This is a genomic window from Streptomyces sp. NPDC107521, from assembly GCF_055598485.1.
The window spans coordinates 72,445-91,306 of the sequence record NZ_JBVKAT010000006.1 but is presented as its reverse complement, the minus strand read 5'-3'; the positions used below and the strand labels follow the sequence as shown (position 1 = coordinate 91,306).

Annotated in this window: 10 protein-coding genes and 2 pseudogenes; 9 read left to right on the top strand and 3 right to left on the bottom strand. The window is 75.8% G+C overall.

Annotation, left to right across the window (positions count from 1 at the left end; genetic code table 11):
- Window positions 1-55: 55 nt before the first annotated feature.
- Together mca and ACZ7LB_RS11625 are read left to right on the top strand one after the other, a co-directional pair.
- Complete coding sequence (gene mca / locus ACZ7LB_RS11630) at window positions 56-937, top strand: mycothiol conjugate amidase Mca (protein WP_471467294.1); 882 nt, start codon at window positions 56-58, stop codon at window positions 935-937.
- Complete coding sequence (locus ACZ7LB_RS11625; protein ID WP_161229316.1) at window positions 930-1,187, top strand: hypothetical protein; 258 nt, start codon at window positions 930-932, stop codon at window positions 1,185-1,187. The genes mca and ACZ7LB_RS11625 overlap by 8 nt, the downstream gene beginning before the upstream one ends.
- 501 nt (window positions 1,188-1,688) lie before the next feature.
- Here ACZ7LB_RS11625 and ACZ7LB_RS11620 read toward each other — a convergent pair.
- The gene (locus ACZ7LB_RS11620; protein WP_471467292.1) at window positions 1,689-5,195 is read right to left on the bottom strand and encodes a tetratricopeptide repeat protein; all 3,507 of its coding nucleotides are present in this window, start codon (window positions 5,193-5,195) and stop codon (window positions 1,689-1,691) included.
- 690 nt (window positions 5,196-5,885) lie between these two features.
- Complete coding sequence (locus ACZ7LB_RS11615; RefSeq protein ID WP_471467611.1) at window positions 5,886-8,714, bottom strand: AfsR/SARP family transcriptional regulator; 2,829 nt, start codon at window positions 8,712-8,714, stop codon at window positions 5,886-5,888.
- Between the two features lie 1,441 nt (window positions 8,715-10,155).
- On the opposite strand from ACZ7LB_RS11615, the gene ACZ7LB_RS11610 reads away from it, so the two are divergent.
- From ACZ7LB_RS11610 to ACZ7LB_RS11590, 5 genes and pseudogenes are all read left to right on the top strand, one after another.
- Window positions 10,156-11,106 (top strand): phytanoyl-CoA dioxygenase family protein, encoded by a 951-nt coding sequence (locus tag ACZ7LB_RS11610; protein WP_471467290.1) that lies wholly within the window; start codon window positions 10,156-10,158, stop codon window positions 11,104-11,106.
- Between the two features lie 187 nt (window positions 11,107-11,293).
- Window positions 11,294-11,773 (top strand): annotated as a pseudogene (locus ACZ7LB_RS11605) (type I-E CRISPR-associated protein Cas5/CasD); the annotation flags it as partial.
- Window positions 11,770-12,141 (top strand): type I-E CRISPR-associated protein Cas6/Cse3/CasE, encoded by a 372-nt coding sequence (locus tag ACZ7LB_RS11600; RefSeq protein WP_471467288.1) that lies wholly within the window; start codon window positions 11,770-11,772, stop codon window positions 12,139-12,141. The pseudogene ACZ7LB_RS11605 and the gene ACZ7LB_RS11600, both read left to right, overlap by 4 nt.
- Window positions 12,142-12,173: 32 nt before the next feature.
- Window positions 12,174-12,452: a type I-E CRISPR-associated protein Cas6/Cse3/CasE gene (locus ACZ7LB_RS11595; protein ID WP_471467286.1), complete on the top strand. Its 279-nt coding sequence runs from the start codon at window positions 12,174-12,176 to the stop codon at window positions 12,450-12,452.
- Between the two features lie 62 nt (window positions 12,453-12,514).
- The gene (locus ACZ7LB_RS11590) at window positions 12,515-14,545 is read left to right on the top strand and encodes a thioredoxin domain-containing protein (protein WP_471467284.1); all 2,031 of its coding nucleotides are present in this window, start codon (window positions 12,515-12,517) and stop codon (window positions 14,543-14,545) included.
- A 358-nt stretch (window positions 14,546-14,903) separates the two neighbouring features.
- Here the strand turns inward: ACZ7LB_RS11590 and ACZ7LB_RS11585 are convergent.
- A pseudogene (locus tag ACZ7LB_RS11585) lies at window positions 14,904-15,301 on the bottom strand (MFS transporter); the annotation flags it as partial.
- 554 nt (window positions 15,302-15,855) lie between these two features.
- On the opposite strand from ACZ7LB_RS11585, the gene ACZ7LB_RS11580 reads away from it, so the two are divergent.
- Both ACZ7LB_RS11580 and ACZ7LB_RS11575 read left to right on the top strand, forming a co-directional pair.
- On the top strand, window positions 15,856-17,118 hold the full coding sequence (locus tag ACZ7LB_RS11580; protein WP_471467282.1) for a glycosyltransferase: 1,263 nt from the start codon (window positions 15,856-15,858) through the stop codon (window positions 17,116-17,118).
- The gene (locus tag ACZ7LB_RS11575) at window positions 17,115-18,767 is read left to right on the top strand and encodes an ArnT family glycosyltransferase (protein ID WP_471467280.1); all 1,653 of its coding nucleotides are present in this window, start codon (window positions 17,115-17,117) and stop codon (window positions 18,765-18,767) included. Before ACZ7LB_RS11580 ends, ACZ7LB_RS11575 begins: the two co-directional genes overlap by 4 nt.
- The last annotated feature ends 95 nt before the right edge of the window (window positions 18,768-18,862 follow it).

Sequence of the window (18,862 nt, the reverse complement as noted above, 5' to 3'; positions counted from 1 at the left end):
GAAGCCTGTGACCGCGTCGCCGCACACAGGGCGCCGACTGACTTGAGGATGAGTCTTGACTGACCAGCTGCGACTGATGGCCGTCCACGCCCACCCCGACGACGAGTCGAGCAAGGGCGCGGCCACCATGGCCAAGTACGTGTCCGAAGGGGTGGACGTGCTGGTGGTGACCTGCACGGGCGGGGAGCGCGGCTCCATCCTCAACCCCAAGCTCCAGGGCGACAAGTACGTCGAGGAGAACATCCACGAGGTGCGCCGCAAGGAGATGGACGAGGCCCGCGAGATCCTCGGCGTGAAGCAGGAGTGGCTGGGCTTCGTCGACTCCGGCCTCCCCGAGGGCGACCCGCTGCCGCCGCTGCCCGAGGGCTGCTTCGCCCTGGAGGACGTCGACAAGGCGGCCGGGGAGCTGGTGCGGAAGATCCGCGCCTTCCGGCCCCAGGTGATCACCACCTATGACGAGAACGGCGGGTACCCGCACCCCGACCACATCATGACCCACAAGATCACGATGGTGGCCTTCGAGGGCGCGGCCGACACCGGGAAGTACCCGGAGAGCGAGTACGGTGCCGCCCACCAGCCGCTGAAGGTCTACTACAACCAGGGCTTCAACCGCTCCCGCACCGAGGCGCTGCACAACGCGCTGCTGGAGCGCGGGCTGGAGTCGCCGTACGGGGACTGGCTCAAGCGCTGGGCCGACTCCGAGGGCAAGGACCGCACGCTCACCACGCACGTGCCCTGCGCCGAGTTCTTCGAGATCCGCGACCGGGCGCTGATCGCGCACGCCACGCAGATCGACCCCGACGGTGGCTGGTTCCGGGTGCCGATGCAGATCCAGAAGGAGGTCTGGCCCACGGAGGAGTACGAGCTGGCGAAGTCCCTCGTGGACACCTCCCTCCCCGAGGACGACCTCTTCGCGGGCATCCGGGACAATGCCTGACATGAGCGCAAGCGCAAGCCTGGCAGTCACGCACCTGGTCACTCTCGCCGAGTACGACAAGGACAAGGTCACCCCTGGCGTCCTCGGGTTCATCGTCTTCGCCGTGATGGCCCTCGCCGTGTGGGGGCTGATGAAGTCCATGGGGCGGCACATGGGCAGGGTCGACTTCAAGGAGAGCCCGGACCCGGAGGCCGAGGCCGCCGGCGCCGCGGGCAAGGGCGCCGGAGGGTCCGAGCCCGGGCAGGGCTGACCCCGGCGCACCGGAGCGTGCGCGGGGGAGCCGCGGTACCGCCGGGCGCGGTACCGCGGTTTCCTGTGCGGCGGACCGGACGGAGGCGCGGGACGGCGCCGTGGCACGGCCGGGTTCACGGCACGGCCGACGGCACCGCCGTCCCGTCGTGACCCGGGGCGGGCCGACCTGCCCCGTCCGCCCGCCCCGGGGCCGACCCGATCCGTCCGCCCGTCCCGGGGCCGCCGCGACCCGTCCCGCCGCGGTCCGGGCTGCTGAGATCCCGGGCGCCGCGGTCCGGGACGCCGTGACCCGCCCGGCCGTGATGCGGGACACCCCGGCCGGGACACCGTCATCCCCGTGCCGTCGTCGTCACCGCCCGGCCGGGTGACCCCGTCGTCACCGCCCGGCCCCGTCGCCACCGCCCGTCCCAGCCGTCCCGCCGGTTTCGGCGGCTCCGGGGCTCCAGGGGCTCCGGGCTCCGGCGCGGCCGGGGGCGTCGCCGCGGCGTCACCGGGGGCGTCACTCCCGGGACGGCACCGGGACCCCCATCACCTCCCGCGCGTGCCGGTCCGGGGTCATGCCGAGGCGCCACGCCTGCCAGCCCGCCTCCAGTTGCACACCCCGCTCCAGCAGCAGCCCGTAGGTGCCGAGGAAGCCGTCCAGCTTCGGGTCCCGGGCCGGGTGCGCGGCGCGCGCCAACTGCGCCAGCTCCTCCTGGGCCACGGCCGCGCCGACCTCCACCCCGCCCGGTGCCGCGTACGGCAGCAGCGTGCAGCGCAGGAAGCGGGCCCAGTCCTCCCCGCGCCGGTCTCCGTACGCCGCGAACAGGGCCGCCGCCTCCTCGCACAGCGCCAGCGCCTGCGGTGTGCGGGCGTTGCCCGCGTCCACCACCGCCAGCTCCAGGCAGGTCCACGCCTCGCCGTGGGTGACGCCGATGCGCTGGAAGTCGGCGCGCGCGTCGACCAGGAGCTGCCGGGCGAAGCCCGAGTTGCGCAGCGACCCCGTCATGGCCGCCCGCTGGTCCCGGGTGACCCGCGCCGAATGGTGCCGGGCGCAGGCCAGGCCGTACACGTCGCGCATCCGGGAGAACATGGTCCGCGAGCGCTCCAGCTCGCGCACCGCCCGGTCGGTGTCGCCGCGCTCCTCCAGGGCCTGGCCCAGGTAGTACAGGCTCCACGCCTCGCCCCGCGCGTCCTCGTTGTCCCGGTGCCGGGCCGCCGCGCCGGTCAGCTCCCCGACGGCCTCCACGGCGTCGCCCTCGACCAGCCGGGCCCGCGCCAGCTGGGTCAGCGCCCACGCCTCGCCGCGCCGGTCCTGGGTGCGGCCGTACAGCTCCAGGGCCGCCCGCAGATCCGACCGCGCCCCCGGCACGTCGCCCATCCGCAGCCTGAGCTGGCCCCGCTGGTAGTGGGCCCACGCCTGGCCGTGCACCGATCCGCCGGCGCGGTGCAGCGCCAGCGACTCGTCGAGCAGTTCCCAGGCCCGCGCCAGCCGCGCCCGGTCCCGCTCCACCGCCGCCAGGGCGTGCAGCGTCCACGCCCGGTCGGTGGCCAGCTCCGGCACCGCCTGGAGGTCCAGCGCCTCCAGCAGCTTGGCCGCCGCCTCGGCCAGATTGCCCTGGTGGTGCAGGGTGATGCCCAGCGAGCACAGGGCGCGCGCCACGCCCGCGTCGTGATGGGCCTCCCGGTAGAGGTCGACGACGGAGGCGAGGGTCGTGCGGGCCCGGTCCAGTTCGCCGAGCTGCCGGGCCGCGATGCCAGTGCGCCACTGCACCGACCGCACCAGCAGCCCCTGGTCCACCGACTGGGCCAGTTCGCTGATCTCCCCGAGCCGGTACAGGTCGCCGCGCAGCAGGCAGTAGTCGCACAGCGCCCCCAGCAGGTTGAGGACCGCGCGCCGGTCGACGCCCTCGGTGTGGCGCAGGGCCGCCGTGATGAAGCTGGACTCGTCGTCCAGCCAGCGCAGCGCCTCGTCCAGGGAGGTGAAGCCGTACTGCCCGAACTGGTCGGAGCGGGTGGACATGTTGCCGTCGACCAGCCGCAGGACCGAGTCGGCCAGTTCCGCGTAGTTGGTGATCAGCCGCTCCTGGGCGGCCGTCCGCGCGGCCGGTTCCTCCTCGTCGGCGAGGCGGGCCCGCGCGAAGGCGCGCACCGCGTCGTGCAGCCGGTAGCGGCTGCCGCGCACATGGGTGATGAGCCCGGCCCCGGCCAGGTCGGCCAGCCGCCGGGCCGCCTCGGCCTCGTCCGTGCCGAGCAGCGCGGCGGCGGCAGCGGCGCCCAGGGACGCGCGCCCGGCCAGGGCCAGCCGGCGCAGCAGGCGGCGGGCGGGCTCGCTCTGGTCGGTGTAGCGCAGCCAGAGGGCGCGCTCCACCGGCCCGACCGGGCCGTAGGCGCCGAGGTCGGTGGCGAGGGCGCGGGGGGAGCGCGGGCCCAGCGAGGAGCCCGCGACGCGCAGCGCCAGCGGCAGCCCGCCGCACAACTCCCGGATGCGCTCGGTGGCTTCGGCGTCGTACGGCGCCGAGGCGTCCCGGGCGACGGCGCCGAGCAGTTCCTCCGCGCCCGCCGCGTCCAGCGGTCCGACGGCGAGCTGGTGCACCCGCGCGGGCAGGTCGGCCGGGAGGTGCAGCGGCTCGCGCGCGGTGACCAGGACGAGGCTGTCGGAGCGTTCCGGCACCAGGGCGCGCACCTGGGAGGGGTCGCGGGCGTCGTCCAGGACGATGGTGACGGGGACGCCTGTCAGATGCTGGTGGTACAGCTCGCTCAGCCGTTTGACCTGCTGGTCCGCCGAGGAGCGCTCCCGGAACAGGAGCTGTTCGCGGGGGGCGCCGAGGCGGTTCAGGAGGTGGAGCAGGGCCTCCCGGGTGCTCAGCGGCACCCCGCCGCCGAAGGTGGCGTCGTCACCGGTGGCCGCGGGGCGCCCGGCCGCCGCCGGGCCGCCGGCCCCGGGGGGAGCGCCCGTGGCGGCCGGGCCGCCCGTGCCGGTGGTGCCCCGGTCTCCGGGTGCCCGCACGCCCCCGGCTTCGGCCGGGCCGCCCGCGGGGCCCGAGCCGTCCCCGGCTCCGGTCCTGGGCACGGCCTCCGCCGCACGCCCGGCCCCGGCTCCTCCCGCGCCTTCGGTACCCCCCGTACTCCCGGTACTTCCCGTGCCCCCGGCTCCGTCCGCTGGCCAGGCCCGGGCGGCGGCCCCTGCGGTGGAGCCGCGCAGGTCGACCACGCAGGCGCCCCGGAAGTGGTCCCGCAGTTCATGGGCGGCGCGCACCGCGAGGGTGGTGCGCCCGCTGCCCGGCGGTCCGTGCAGGACGACCACCGTGGGCCGGGTCTCCGTGCTCGCGCGCGCGGCCCGCACCCACTGCCGCAGCCGCTCCATCTCCGCCCGCCGGCCCGCGAGCACCCCCTCCGGCTCGGGAAGCTGTGCGAAGGACTGCTCCAGCACGCTGCGCCCCCGCGCCGCCGCGCTCTTGTCCGCGCCCCGCAGCCTCGGCCCCGGCCTGGCCGGTCCGGTGGACGCGGCCAGGACCCGCTGCTGGTCCAGGAACGGCCGGATGCCCCGTACCTCCAGGGCCGTCAGCCACTGCAGCCGCAACTGCTCGGGCCCGCCCGGCTGGCCCGCCGCCCCGGCACGGTGGTGGGCGGCGGGCAGATGCGAGCCGACCACCTTGACCACCGTGGTCACCGCCCCGGCCAGGCCCACGGCGACCCCCGCGCCCACCGCCGTGCCGGTGCCGGTGTCGAGGACCAGGTCGGCCACCACCGCCGCGACGGCGGCCACGGCGGCGACCAGCAGGGGCGTCCCGGCGCCCTCCCGGGCGTAGCGCCGGCCGAACGTCATCTGCCCGGCCGCGGCCTCGTCCAGGGCGCGGGTGTAGAGCGCGTACTCCTCCTCCGCCGCGACGGCCATCGCGTCCAGCGCCCCGCGCGCCCGCGACAGCAGCACCGTGCCGTCGGTACGTCCCCCCGAGCGCCGCACCTCCTCCTCGACGGCCCGCGCCAGCAGCCGTTCGGCCTCCGTCCGGTGACTGTCCCGCATCCCGCTCCCCCTCCGGCGGTTCGCTCCCCGGGTGGGTCCACCCGGGCCCATTCCGGTACTTCCCCGGCACGGACGCGGTCAAGTCCCGCACGGCGTGAATGCTCTGGGGAGAGGCTCGCGGCAACGGGACGCCGGGTGCGGGGCCGTGGGTCGAATTCGGGCCACGGTGGCCGGGAAGGAGGCGTGTTGGCGTGGGAGTCGGTGCCGGTGGGGCGGGAGGGAAGTGCGGGAGGGAGGCGTGGGTGGTCCACGTCGTCCGTCCGGGAAGGGGTGCTGAGAGTGCGCTCGCCGAACGGTGCGGGGTGCGGGGTGCGGTGCGGTGCGGTGGGACGGCGCCGGGGACAGGGGCGGGGGCGCCCCATCCCGGCCGCCGGGTCGCTCATCCGGCCGGAAGGGGCCGCTCACCGTGACGGTGACGCCCGGGTCGCCGAGTGGGCGCTCCGGGCATCCCGGACGGCTCCCGGAACCCCCACGGCCCCGGACACCCCAGCGCGTCGGTCACCCGGGACACTTCTGGTCACCCGGGCACTTCCGGTCACCCGGGACACCTGCGGTCAGCCGGGACACCTGCGGTCACCCGGGACACCTCCGGTCACCCCGGCCCGTCCCCAACTCGCCCCGGGACGCCGTCCCTGACGCCGCACCGGGTCCGGCCGCCCGGCCGCCCCGCCGTCGGCCCCGCCCCCGCCGTCACCCCTCCGTCGACGCCGCGAGCCGGGCGAACGCCGTTCCGGCCTCCGCCAGGCAGGCCCGGCCCCGGTCGTGCTGCCCGAGGTCGCACAGGGCGTGGCCGAGGGCGGCCAGCGCGTTGGCCCTGCGGTGCTCCAGCCCCACCCGCTCGGCGATCACCAGCGCCTCCTCGGCCGCCTTCAGCGCCCGCGCCGGGTGCCCGGCGGCCCGGCAGGACTCCGCCAGGCCCACCAGCACGCCGGGCATCCGGTCCCGGGACCCGAGCGCGCGCAGCGCGGCGAGGCAGGCCCGGTAGTCCTCGCAGGCCGCGTCGTACTCGCCCAGTCCGTGCAGCGCCGTCGCGCGGGCGTAGAGCATGTGGACCTGGCCGACGAAGTCCCCCAGCTCACGGAAGGCGGCCAGACCCCGCTCGGCCCGGCTCCGTGCCGACCCGTACCGTCCGAGGTCCACGTCGGCCAGGGCCGCCATGCCCTCGACGAAGGCGTGGGAGGAGCGGTTCCCCAGCCCGGCGGCGCGGTCGACGGCCTCGTCGCACCAGGCCGTGACCTCGTCGTCGGCGCGGTGGCCGACGCTGGTCAGCGCGAGGGCGATCAGCGCGGCGGGCAGCAGGGCGGTCTGCCCCGTCCGCCGTCCCAGCGCGATCACCCGGGCCGCCTCCGTACGGGCCCGCGGTGTGTGCCGCATCTCCCGCAGGGCCCACAGCAGTGTGTAGCGGGCGCGGGCCTCGCTGCGCGGCAGGGCGGCGGCGCGGGCGGCGTCGGCGACGCGCCCGGCCAGGTCGCACAGGTCCGGCACGGCCGTGCCCAGGTCGATGAGCTGGATCAGGACCAGCGTCAGGTCCGCGACGAGGGCCAGCGGTCCGTCGGGGTCGCGGCCGGCCTGACCGGCGACGGCCAGGACGGTGGTGATCTCCCGCCGCAGCCAGCGCAGCGCCTCGGCCGGCCCGTCGAAAGCGGGCCCGGCGGCCTCCGGCGCGACCATGTCGGCGAACGGATAGCCGGGTCTGACCACCCGGTACAGGCTCGCCACCGTCACCAGGTAGTGCCGCAGCAGCCGCTCCACCGCGGCCCGCTCGGCGACGGCGCCGTCCTCCTCCCGGACCAGTTGGCGGGCGAACAGCCGCAGCAGGTCGTGGTACCGGTAGCGGCCCGGGTACGGGCAGGACAGCAGCCCCAGATCGGCCAGCGACTCGGCCAGCCGCTCGGCCTGCTCCTCCGGCAGCGCCAGCAGCACCCCGGCCGCGGCCGACGACACCCCCGGCCCGTCGGGCAGCGACAGCAGCCGGAACGCCCGGGCGGTCTCGGGGTCGAGCTGGTCGTAGCTGAGCCGGAACGAGGCGGTGACGGCCAGTTCGCCGCTCTCCAGCTCGGCCAGCCGCCGCCGCTCGGAGGCGAGCCGCTCCACCATGTGCGACACCCGCCAGTTCGGGCGGGCCGCCAGGCGGGACGCGGCGGTCCGCACCGCCAGGGGCAGGAACCCGCAGGCCTCCGCCATCCGGCGGGCCGCGTCGGGTTCGGCGGCCACCCGCGGCTCCCCGGCGATGGCCGCGAGCAGCCGCACCGACTCCTCCGCCGCGAGCGGCTCCAGGCCCACCCGCCGCGACATCGGCATCTCGGCCAGCCACGCCCTGCTCGTCACCAGCACCGCGCACGACCGGTTGCCCGGCAGCAGCGGCCCGACCTGGGCGGGATCGCGGGCGTCGTCCAGCAGGATCAGGACCCGCAGGCCCGCCAGCCGGGACCGGAACAGCGCGGCCCGCTCCGCCGTGTCCCGGGGGACCGCGGCGTCGGCCACGCCCAGCGCGCCGAGGAAGGCGGACAGGACCTCGCCCGGGTCGGCGGGGAAGCGTCCGGCGCCCCGCAGGTCCACATGGAGCTGGCCGTCGGGGAATCGGTCGCGCACCGCGTGGGCGACATGGACCGCGAGCGTGGACTTGCCCACCCCGCCCATGCCGGAGATCCCCACCACCGGCATCGCCGGTCCGTCCGAGCCCAGTTCGGCGCGGAGCGTCGCCACCAGCTCCTCCCGGCCGGTGTAGTCGGCGATGTCGGCGGGCAGTTGCGCGGGCGGGAACGGGACGGAGCCGCCCCCGGCCGGTGTGCCGGGGACCGGGACGGGCGGCACCGAGGGCGCGGCCAGCCCCGGGTCGTTCCGCAGGATTCCCTGGTGCAGTTCGCGCAGCCGCGGCCCGGGGTCGATGCCCAACTGCTCCAGGAGCGCGCGGCGGGCGTCGGCGAACACCCCCAGGGCCTCCGCCTGCCGTCCGCTGCGGTACAGCGCCAGCATCAGCAGCTCCCGCATCGGCTCCAGCAGCGGATGCTGGTTGACCCACATGGTCAGCTCGCCGATCACCTCGGCGTGCCGGCCCGTCTCCAACTCCGCCTCCAGCCAGGCCCGGACGGCGTTCAGCCGCCGCTCGGCGAGCCGGGCCCGGTGGGCCTGGGCGAACGGCCCCGGCAGCCCGGCCAGCGGCTCGCCGCGCCACAGTCCGCACGCCTCCCTCAGCAGCCCGGCCGCGGTGGCCGTGTCGCCCGCGGCGCGCGCCCGGCCCGCGGACGCGACCAGCTCCTCGAACACCTCGGTGTCCAGGGACGGGTCGGGCAGCCGCAGGACGTAACCGCTGCCGGACGAGACCAGGACCGCCGGGCGGGCCCGGTCCGGCTCCAGCACCCGCCGCAACCGCGAGACATAGGTGCGGACGACCGTGGCGGCACGGGCCGGAGGGTCCTCCCACAGGGCGTCCAGCAGCTCGTCGACGGAGACGATCCGGCGCGCCCGCAGCGCCAACGCGGCGAGCAGCGCCCGCTGCTGGGGGGATCCGAGGTCCAGTTCAATCTCGCCGCGCCAGCCCTGGACCGCCCCGAGCAGGCAGAGGCGCGGTACCTCCCCGTCCTACGCGGCGGAGGACGGGGAGATACCGCCCTCCGTGGCGGAGGCGCCGCGCGGCTCCCCGGCGCCGCTCACCGCCGGTCGCGGGGGCGGCCGGAGGAAGCGCCGGGCCGGCCCGCGCGCACCGCGGTCACCGGCGGCGGACCGGGAGTCGCCCGGTCCCCGCTCGTCGTCTGCGGGGTCTTGTCGGTCACGTGTCCTCACGCAGGGACCCGCACACACGCGCGGAACGGCTGGGGGTGCCGATCGTCCTCCCACGGGGGGCGGCGACGCAAGCCGGGCCCACCGGAACGCGTCACCGGCGTCGGATCCGGGGCGGGGCCCTGCGAGCGGCGGACGGTGGATGGCGAGTGGCGAGTGGCGAGCGGGGAGCGGGGAGCGGGGAGTGGCGTTCCGGCGAGCGGGGAGCGGCGTTCCGGTGACCGGAGTCGCGGCGACGGGTGCGCGGCGCCCGGCGGTCGGCGCCCGGCGACCCGCCGTCTCCGGCCCGGAGTCCGTCGCCTCCGGCCGAGCCCGCCGACGGCTGACATCCACCTCCGACGTCCGCCGCCGGAGGCCGCCGGACCGCGGCCGATGACCCCGCACCCGCCGGCCTGCGCCCCCACGCCCGCCGGCCTGCGCCCACCGGCCTGCGCCCACCGGCCTGCGCCCCCACGCCCACCGGCCCCGGCTCGCTGCCCAAGGGTCCACGCCCCATGACGCGGGTGTCCGGGGAGTCGGCCCGGCGGGCGTCCATCAATCTTTTGTTGACGGGCGGCGGCTAGCTTGGCCCGGTGAGCAGGCCCACCGGGCCCCGTCGGCGCGGGAGCCCCCTGCGCCGTCCGGACCGGAGGGAAGGGACGAGGGCGTCCGGGCCGGGGGAGGGGACGACGGCGTCCCGCGCGGCCGATGCCCGCGACCGGTGCCGGAGGGGCGGGTGCCACCGCTCCGGGACGGCACCCGGCCGCCGGGCGAGACGAGAGGAACCCAGCACCGTGCCGCAGTACGCCGAGGACACCCGCGCGACCCACGGGACGGTGACGGTCCGCCGGCCCGGCCGGACGGCCCCCCGAGCCGGGAGCGCGGTACGGGCCGGGCGTGCGGTAGGGGCCGGGCGGAAGGGACGGTCCCGTTCCGCCCCGGCACAGGCATCCGCGCCGGCGCCCGCACCCGCACCGGCGCCCGCGCCCGCGCCCGAGTGCCCTTCCTTCCCGGCCCGGCGGCCACCAGCCGCCGGGCGGTTCCGGGGCCGGGCCCCGCGCCCGCCGGTTCCCTCCCCGGGGAGCCCGTGGGGCGGGCCGGGGCGCTGTTCGCCGTCGGCACGGAGGAGAAGGGCGGGGACGCGGTCCCCCGTGCCTCCCACCGACCGGCGGCGGCCGAACGCGACTGATGGAGGTCCGACATGCACGAGTTCGAGGATGCGTCACCGCTGGCGTCCGACCGGGCGGCCCTGCGCAGAAGGCTCCACCGGGACGGATACCTGTTCTTCCGCGGTCTCCTGGACCGCGGGGCCGTCCGCGGCCTGGCGGACCGGACCGTCTCGGCCCTCGGTGAGCACGGCTGGTTCGTCCCCGGCACCCGGCGGCCCGCCCTGCCGCCGCGCGAGGGACCGGCGGGCAGGCCGCCCCACGGCGACCCGGGGTACGAGGCGGCGCTGGCGTCGGACGCCTTCCAGGGGCTGGGGTACCGCGCGGAGCTGAGGCGGCTCATGAGGACCCTGATCGGCGACGACGCCTTCCCGCTGCCGTCCTGGGCCCCGCACACCCGCCGCAGCGGCCACCCGGCCCGGGGAGGCCAACTCCGCGCCGTGTACCCGCGCTCGATCGTGCCGGTCCACGAGGGCATGTACGAGCAGCAGGACTACCGGGTCTTCGGCGTGGTGGACATGTTCACCGCCTGGGTGCCGCTGGTCCCGGTCGACCGGAGCATGGGCGGGCTCGCGGTGCGGGTGGGCGCGCACGCCAACGGGCTGCTGACCGACCGCCGACTGCTGGACCACGGCAGCGGGTGGGCCACCACCGACTACGAGGTCGGCGACGTGCTGGTGTTCCACGCGCTGACGCCGCACGCGGCACTGCCCAACGACAGCGACCGCCTCCGCCTCTCGGCCGACCTCCGCTTCCAGTCGACGAGGGCGCCGCTGGCCGGGGCCTTCGCCTACGGCATGCGCGGCAGCCCGGAGTTCGTCGACGCCCCGTTCATGCGCCACGCCTGGTGGGAGCCCGTCCCCGACACGGTGCGGCTGGTCGACCGGGACCTCTTCGACTTCGAACCGCCGCTGACGCCCTCCGACTTCGTCCCGGTGCCGGGATACCCGGACGCCGCGCTCCTCGACCGGGTCCCCGCGCTCTGACCACCACCGCCCCCGGGCCCCTCCGCCCCGGCCCCGGCTCCCGCCCCGTGCCAGGGACAGCTCCGGGGGCGGGTCCGGGGGCGGGTTCCGGGACGTGCCCGGGGCGGGGACGAGGCCACCGCGCGGCCTCTCGGCCCGGGGAGGCGTGAACCCGTAGGCCCCGGGCACCGGCCCGGCCGGAGCCACCGTCGTCAGCGAGCGGTTCTACCTGTCGGGGGCGCTCTTCCTCGTGGTTCTCGAAGGAGCGGACGAGGAGGTGCGCGGCCTGTACCGGGCCCTGAGACGTCCTCGATGGCCCCTCTTCCTCGGCCGCAAGGCATTCCCGCCCGGTACTCCCGTCGTACACCCGGACGAGAGCCGTGCGGTACACGACGGTCACGTGGACGACGTGCTGGAGGGCCATCCTTGGCTGGAGACACGTCCAGCGCGGCTGCGCCGTGCACGCGAGCGCCTGGACGCGGGTACACCGCTGCACCTGCGGACCGTGCGCGACACCGTGCCCGTGTTCGTAGGAGCCGAGTTGCGCCACGACCACCCGATCTCATTCTCGGCACGGCGACGGCACGGAACGCGCGCAGTACGTGTCGGTCACGTCCCTCTGACCGCTCCTATGCTCCCACGACAGCCGGAGGCCACCTCGAAGTCCGAACAGGTGGGGACAGCATGAGCCTCTGGCTGACCCGGTTGACCCCCGATCTGCGCAGGGGGGACGTGTTGAACGACCTGAATGACGCCCACTTGATGCACCGCCGCGTCATGTCCCTCTTCCCCGACCACCTCTCCGACACCCCCCGCAGCGAGGTGGGTGCCCTCTACCGGACGGAGCCCGTGCGAGACGCGGTACAGGTCCTCGTGCAGAGTCACGTGCAGCCCGAGATCGGACGCCTGCCCGAGGGATACGCCGAGACGGCGGTGCTGCACCTGAAGCCGTACCTCGACACGCTCGTGGGGGGCATGCGGGTGCGCTATCGGATCGCTGCCAACCCTTCGAAACAGTTGGCCGTTCCTTCGGCGGGAGGCGGCCGGGTCGGGTAGCGGGTGGCCTTGCACGGGGAGGCCGCCGAGGAGTGGTGGAGGTTGCGTGCGGCCAAGGCCGGGCTCCGTCTCCAGTCCGGGCTCGTGCCCCCCGGCATCCGCTCGTCAGCCGACTCCGCGCACGCGCCGGCCTCCGATTTCACCTCGCACAGTTCGACGGGGAGGCCGAGATCCACGACGTGTCCGCCCTGCGGCGAGCCATGTGGGAGGGAATCGGGAGAGGCAAGTCCTACGGTTGCGGGCTGTTGAGTATCCTCCCGATCCGGCAACCCACCAGTGAGCCCGCCGACCACGGACGCTCCCCCACCTGACCGCGGCACGCCGTTCCCGACTGGCGGGCTGGGTGAAGTGGGCGGGGGCATAGGTTGGTGGGATGCCGAATCGACTCGTGGGGGAGACCTCCCCCTATCTGTTGCAACACGCCGACAACCCGGTCGACTGGTGGCCCTGGTCGCCGGAGGCGTTCGAGGAGGCGCGGCGGCGGGACGTGCCCGTGCTGCTGTCCGTCGGGTACTCCTCATGTCACTGGTGCCACGTCATGGCGCACGAGTCCTTCGAGCACGGCGGCACCGCTGCCTATATGAACGAGCACTTCGTGTCCGTCAAGGTGGACCGCGAGGAGCGGCCCGATGTGGACGCCGTCTACATGGAGGCCGTGCAGGCGGCCACCGGGCAGGGCGGCTGGCCCATGACGGTGTTCCTCACGCCGGAAGCCGAGCCCTTCTACTTCGGTACCTACTTCCCGCCCGAGCCCCGGCACGGCATGCCCTCCTTCCGGCAGGTGCTCCAGGGCGTCCGGCAGGCGTGGACCGACCGGCGCGGTGAGGTCGCCGAGGTGGCCGGGAGGATCGTGCGCGACCTGGCCGGGCGGGAGATCGGCCACGGCGGCGGCGGGGCCCCCGGGCCGGCCGAGCTGGGCCAGGCGCTGCTCGGGCTGACCCGCGAGTACGACCCGCAGCGCGGCGGCTTCGGCGGGGCGCCCAAGTTCCCGCCGTCCATGGCGCTGGAGTTCCTGCTCCGCCACCACGCCCGCACAGGCGCCGAGGGCGCGCTGCAGATGGCCAGGGACACCTGCGAGCGGATGGCCCGCGGGGGGATCTACGACCAGCTCGGCGGCGGCTTCGCCCGGTACTCCGTGGACCGGGACTGGGTGGTCCCGCACTTCGAGAAGATGCTCTACGACAACGCCCTGCTCTGCCGGGTCTACGCCCACCTGTGGCGCTCCACGGGCTCCGAGCGGGCCCGCCGGGTGGCGCTGGAGACCGCCGACTTCATGGTCCGCGAACTGCGCACCGCCGAGGGCGGGTTCGCCTCCGCCCTGGACGCGGACAGCGACGACGGCATGGGCCGGCACACCGAGGGCGCCTACTACGTGTGGACGCCCGCGCAACTGGCCGAGGTGCTCGGTCCCGAGGACGCCGGTCTGGCCGCCCGCTACTTCGGCGTCACCGAGGAGGGCACCTTCGAGCACGGCGCCTCCGTCCTCCAACTGCCCCAGCTGGACGAGGTGTTCGACGCCGATCGGATCGCCTCCGTGAAGGAGCGGCTGCTGGCCGCCCGCTCCGGACGCCCCGCGCCCGGCCGGGACGACAAGGTCGTCGCCGCCTGGAACGGCCTGGCCGTCGCCGCGCTCGCCGAGACCGGCGCCTACTTCGAGCGGCTCGACCTGGTGGAGGCCGCCGTGGCCGCGGCCGACCTGCTGGTCCGGCTGCACCTCGACGAGCAGGCCCGGCTCACCCGCACCAGCCGGGACGGCAGGGCCGGTGCCAACGCCGGGGTGCTGGAGGACTACGCCGATGTCGCCGAGGGGTTCCTCGCGCTGGCCTCGGTCACCGGTGAGGGCGTCTGGCTGGACTTCGCCGGGCTGCTCCTCGACCACGTCCTCACCCGCTTCGCCGACCCCTCCGGTGCGCTGTACGACACCGCCGCCGACGCCGAGCGGCTGATCCGCCGTCCCCAGGACCCGACCGACAACGCGGCGCCCTCCGGCTGGACGGCCGCCGCGGGCGCCCTGCTCTCCTACGCGGCCCACACCGGCTCGGAGGCCCACCGCACCGCCGCCGAACGGGCGCTCGGCGTGGTCAAGGCGCTGGGGCCGAGGGTGCCGCGCTTCATCGGCTGGGGGCTCGCCTCGGCGGAGGCGCTGCTCGACGGGCCGCGCGAGGTGGCCGTGGTGGGGCCCGCGCTGGACGACCCCGCCACCCGGGGCCTGCACCGCACGGCGCTGCTGGGCACCGCGCCGGGCGCGGTCGTGGCCGCCGGTGCCGTCGGCGGGGACGAGTTCCCGCTGCTGGCCGACCGCCCGCTGGTGGGCGGGGCGGCGACGGCCTACGTCTGCCGGAACTTCACCTGCGACGCCCCGACCACCGACCCGGAGCGGCTGCGGGCCGTGCTGGGAGGCTAGGGCCTCTCGTTTGGATCATGCTGGGTGCCCGGGGTCCCTCGGGCGCCCGGCCACCGCTGCCGACGGGAGCCCGGGGACGTGAAGTCGATCTCCTCGGCGGCTCCCGTCTCCGCGGTCCCGCCCCCCCACGGGTGCGCCCCGCGAGCAGGAACGTGGCCGCGATCGGCAGGAGCAGCAGCGCGTACGCCCCGGCGAACGCGGGCAGGCGGCCCGTCGGCGCCGTCGAGACCGCCGTGAACAGGGCCGGGGTCACCGCCAGTTCCGGGGTCCGGCCGAGGTTCTGCGCGGTCTGCATCGCCCCGCTCGCGTAGCCCCGCCGGTCGGGCGGGGTGTGCGCGAGGGAGAGCAGGGTGGGCGACGGCCCGGCCGGCGACGGCACGATCCGGCAGGCGCTCACGAGGGCGAGGGCGCGGGCGCGCACCCGGTCCGGACAGGACTGCCCGATGGCCGCGTTGACGGAGACCGCCACCGGGCCCGCGGCGATCCCGTCGGTGAAGCGTCCCAGAGCCAGTCGCCAGACGATGGTGCTGGTCGCGGGGACGAGGAGGGTCACCAGGGTCGGCACCACCCCGGCGGTCGGCGGGGCCCGGGCCCCCGCGCGGTCCGCCCGGCCCCCACCCAGCACCCCGCGCCGAGCAGGCCCGCCGCCACGAACGCCCCGGCCACCAGCGGGTAGAGGCCGATCCCGTCCAGGTCCCGGGCGGCCACCGGCAGCAGCGGCATCACCGCCGGCGCCGCGAACCCGGTCAGGGACATCACCGCGACGAAGCTCGCGGTGGCCGCCAGGCAGGTGCGGGAGAAGAGCCCGGGGGAGGGGAGGGGGTCGGCCGGTCGTCGGAAGTCGCTCGTCACCGACGGTAAGCCAGGGTCCGGGCCCGGTCCGCACCAACGGGTTTTCCCGCGGGCCCCGTCGGCCCGTCGACGGCGCCGGTCGCGCCGGTCGCGGTGCGGGCGCATCCCGGGCGCGGTCCGCGGCGCGCGGCTGCGCAGCTTCCCGGCCATGTTCGTCAACGCGCATGCTCAGCAAGGGCGTTGGCGAAGCGGAGGCATGTACTCGAACGCCCGATTCGAACCCCGCTGATGGGGGCGGGGAAGAGCGGCGGCCGTTCATGTCCGGTGGGCGAATTGTTCAGACGCGGTCGTGATCGCCGGGAAACGCGCTCTTCATCCGAACACCTTATGTGTTTCACAGCTTCCCCCTAGTCTCGTCACCGTGACACGGCGGAGCCCCCGGTGCGGGCGCCCCCCATCGGCCCCCGCACCGGGCGCTCCGCCGTGTCCGGGGGAGTTCCGGGATCTGGGGGGATCTGTTGCTGACGTCCGTCTTCATCGCGGCCACCTCGCTCGCCCTCTTCTGGATGGCGGCGTTCACGCTCTGGTGGCAGATGCACGCCTGGCGCACTCCGGAGGTGCTCGCCTCCACCCGCTTCAGCAGACCGGACGGCGCCCCGCACGTGGCGTTCTCGCTGCTGCTGCCCGCGCGCCACGAGCAGGCCGTCCTCGACCACACCATCCAGCGCCTGCTGACCTCGACCCACACCCGGTTCGAGATCATCGTCATCGTCGGGCACGACGACCCGGAGACCGCCGCCGTCGCCGAGCGGGCCGCCCTGCGCGACCCCCGGGTCCGGGTCGTGGTCGACACCCACGAGAAGAAGAACAAGCCGAGGGCGATGAACACGGCCCTGCCGCACTGCCGGGGCGACGTCGTCGGGGTCTTCGACGCCGAGGACCAGGTCCACCCCGCCCTGCTCGCCCACGTCGACCACGCCTTCCGCACCACCGGCGCCGACGTCGTCCAGGGCGGCGTGCAGCTGATCAACTTCCATTCGAGCTGGTACAGCCTGCGCAACTGCCTGGAGTACTTCTTCTGGTTCCGCTCCCGGCTCCACCTGCACGCCCAGAAGGGGTTCATCCCGCTCGGCGGCAACACCGTCTTCGTCCGCACCGGGGTGCTGCGCGAGGCCGGCGGCTGGGACCCGGACTGCCTCGCCGAGGACTGCGACCTGGGCGTGCGGCTGTCCAGCACGGGCCGCAAGGTCGTCGTCGCCTACGACTCCGACATGGTCACCCGGGAGGAGACCCCGGGCAGCCTGGTCTCCCTGCTCAAGCAGCGCACCCGCTGGAACCAGGGCTTCCTCCAGGTGTACCGGAAGAAGGACTGGAAGCAACTGCCCACCTTCACCCAGCGGTTACTCGCCCGCTACACCCTGATGACGCCCTTCCTCCAGGCCTTCACCGGACTGGTCATCCCGCTCAACATCGCCGTCGCCGTCCTCCTGGACGTGCCCGTCGGCATCGCCTTCGTCACCTTCCTGCCCGCCGTGACCGCGCTGGTGACCTTCGTCTTCGAGGTCGTCGGACTGCACGACTTCGGCCGCCAGTACGGGCTCGCGGTCCGCTTCCCGCACTACGTCAAGCTGATCGCCGGCGGCCCCTTCTACCAGGTGCTCCTCGCCGGGGCCGCCGTCCGCGCCGTCTGGCGCGAGCAACGGGGCCGCGACGACTGGGAGCTGACCAGCCACGTCGGGGCCCACCTGGCGCCCGCGGACCGAGAGGACGTTCCCGCGTGACCCCCGCCCCGACCGCGGCGACCCGGGTCAAGGTCCCCGCACAGCGCCCGCCCGTCCACGACACCGGCGCCGCCCGGCCCGGCGGTGCCCCGCCCCCGGTCCGGCCCCGCCGCTCCCGGGCCGACCTGCTGCTGTGCGGGGCGGTGCTGGCCGCCGTCCTGGTCGTGCAGGGCTGGAACATCGCCGCCTACCCCGCCTTCAGCGACGACGAGGGCACCTACCTCGCCCAGGCCTGGGCCGTCCAGCAGGGCGAGGGGCTCGCCCACTACACCTACTGGTACGACCACCCGCCGCTCGGCTGGCTCCAGCTCGCGGTGCTCACCTGGATCCCCGCCCTGTTCAGCCCCGGCTCCATGACCGTGGGCGGGATGCGGGTGGTGATGCTGCTGGTCTCCGCGGTCTCCGCGGTCCTCGTCTACGCCGTCGCCCGCCGCCTGTCCCTGCCCCGCTGGGCCGCCGGGCTCGCCATGGCCCTGTTCGGGCTGTCCCCGCTGTCGGTGGTGCTCCAGCGGGAGATCTTCCTCGACAACCTCGCCGTCCTCTGGATCCTGGTCGCCTTCGTGCTGGCCGCCTCCCCGAGCCGGCACCTCTGGCACCACTTCGGCGCGGGCGTCGCCGCCGCGACGGCGGTGCTCACCAAGGAGACGATGCTCCTCGTCCTGCCCGCCCTGCTGGTCACCATGTGGCGGCACGGCCACCGCGACACCCGCAAGTTCGCCCTGACCGGCGCCGTCACCGCGTGCGCCCTCATCGGCCTCGCCTACCCCCTCTTCGCCCTGCTCAAGGGCGAGCTGCTGCCCGGGAGCGGGCACGTCTCGCTGTGGGACGGCATCAGCTACCAGATGACCCGGCCCGGCTCCGGCTTCCTCCTCGACCCCGGCTCCGGCTCCCACGAGGTCCTGCGTTCCTGGCTGTACTACGACCGGGTGCTGCCGCTCGGCGGCCTCGCCGGGGCCCTGCTGCTGCTCGCCACCCGGCGCTGGTCGGTCACCGCCCGGGCGCTGGCCGGGCCGGCGCTCGCGGTGGCGGTCCTCGCCGCCCTCGCCCTGCGGCCCAACGGCTACCTGCCCGCCATGTACGTCGTCCAGGCGCTGCCGTTCCTCGCCCTGGTGCTGGCCGGCGGCGCGGCCAGTGTCGTCCACGCCGTGCTGCGCCGGTGGCGCGGCCCGGCCGAGCGCCGGGTGCCGGTCGCCGCCCGGTACGCCCTGGTGACCGTCCTGGTGCTGGCCGCCGCCGGGCACGTCCTGCCGCGCTGGTACGACGGCGCCCGCACCGCCCTCACCACCGACGCCAACGCCCCCTACGAGGCCGCCGCCGACTGGCTCGCGACCGAGGTGGCCGACCCGGCGGGCACCCGGGTCCTCGTCGACGACGCCCTGTGGCTGGACCTGGTGCACGCCGGATACCGGCCCGGTCTCGGCGTCATCTGGTTCTACAAGGCCGACCTCGACCCGGCCGTCACCCGGACCCTGCCGCGCGGCTGGCGCGACCTCGACTACGTGGTCGCCTCCCCGACGGTGCGGCGCGACGCCGCCGACCTGCCCAACGTCCGGGCGGCGATGGAGCATTCGGCCCCGGTCGCGGTCTTCGGCAGCGGCGCGGACCGCATCGAGATCCGCCGCGTGGAGAACCCGGGGTCCGCCCGGTGAGCCACCGGCCCACCGCCACCGCCACCGCGCCCGGTCCCGCCCCGGCCACCCCGGCCGCCCCTGACGTCCCCGTCGCCCCTGACGCCCCCGTCGTC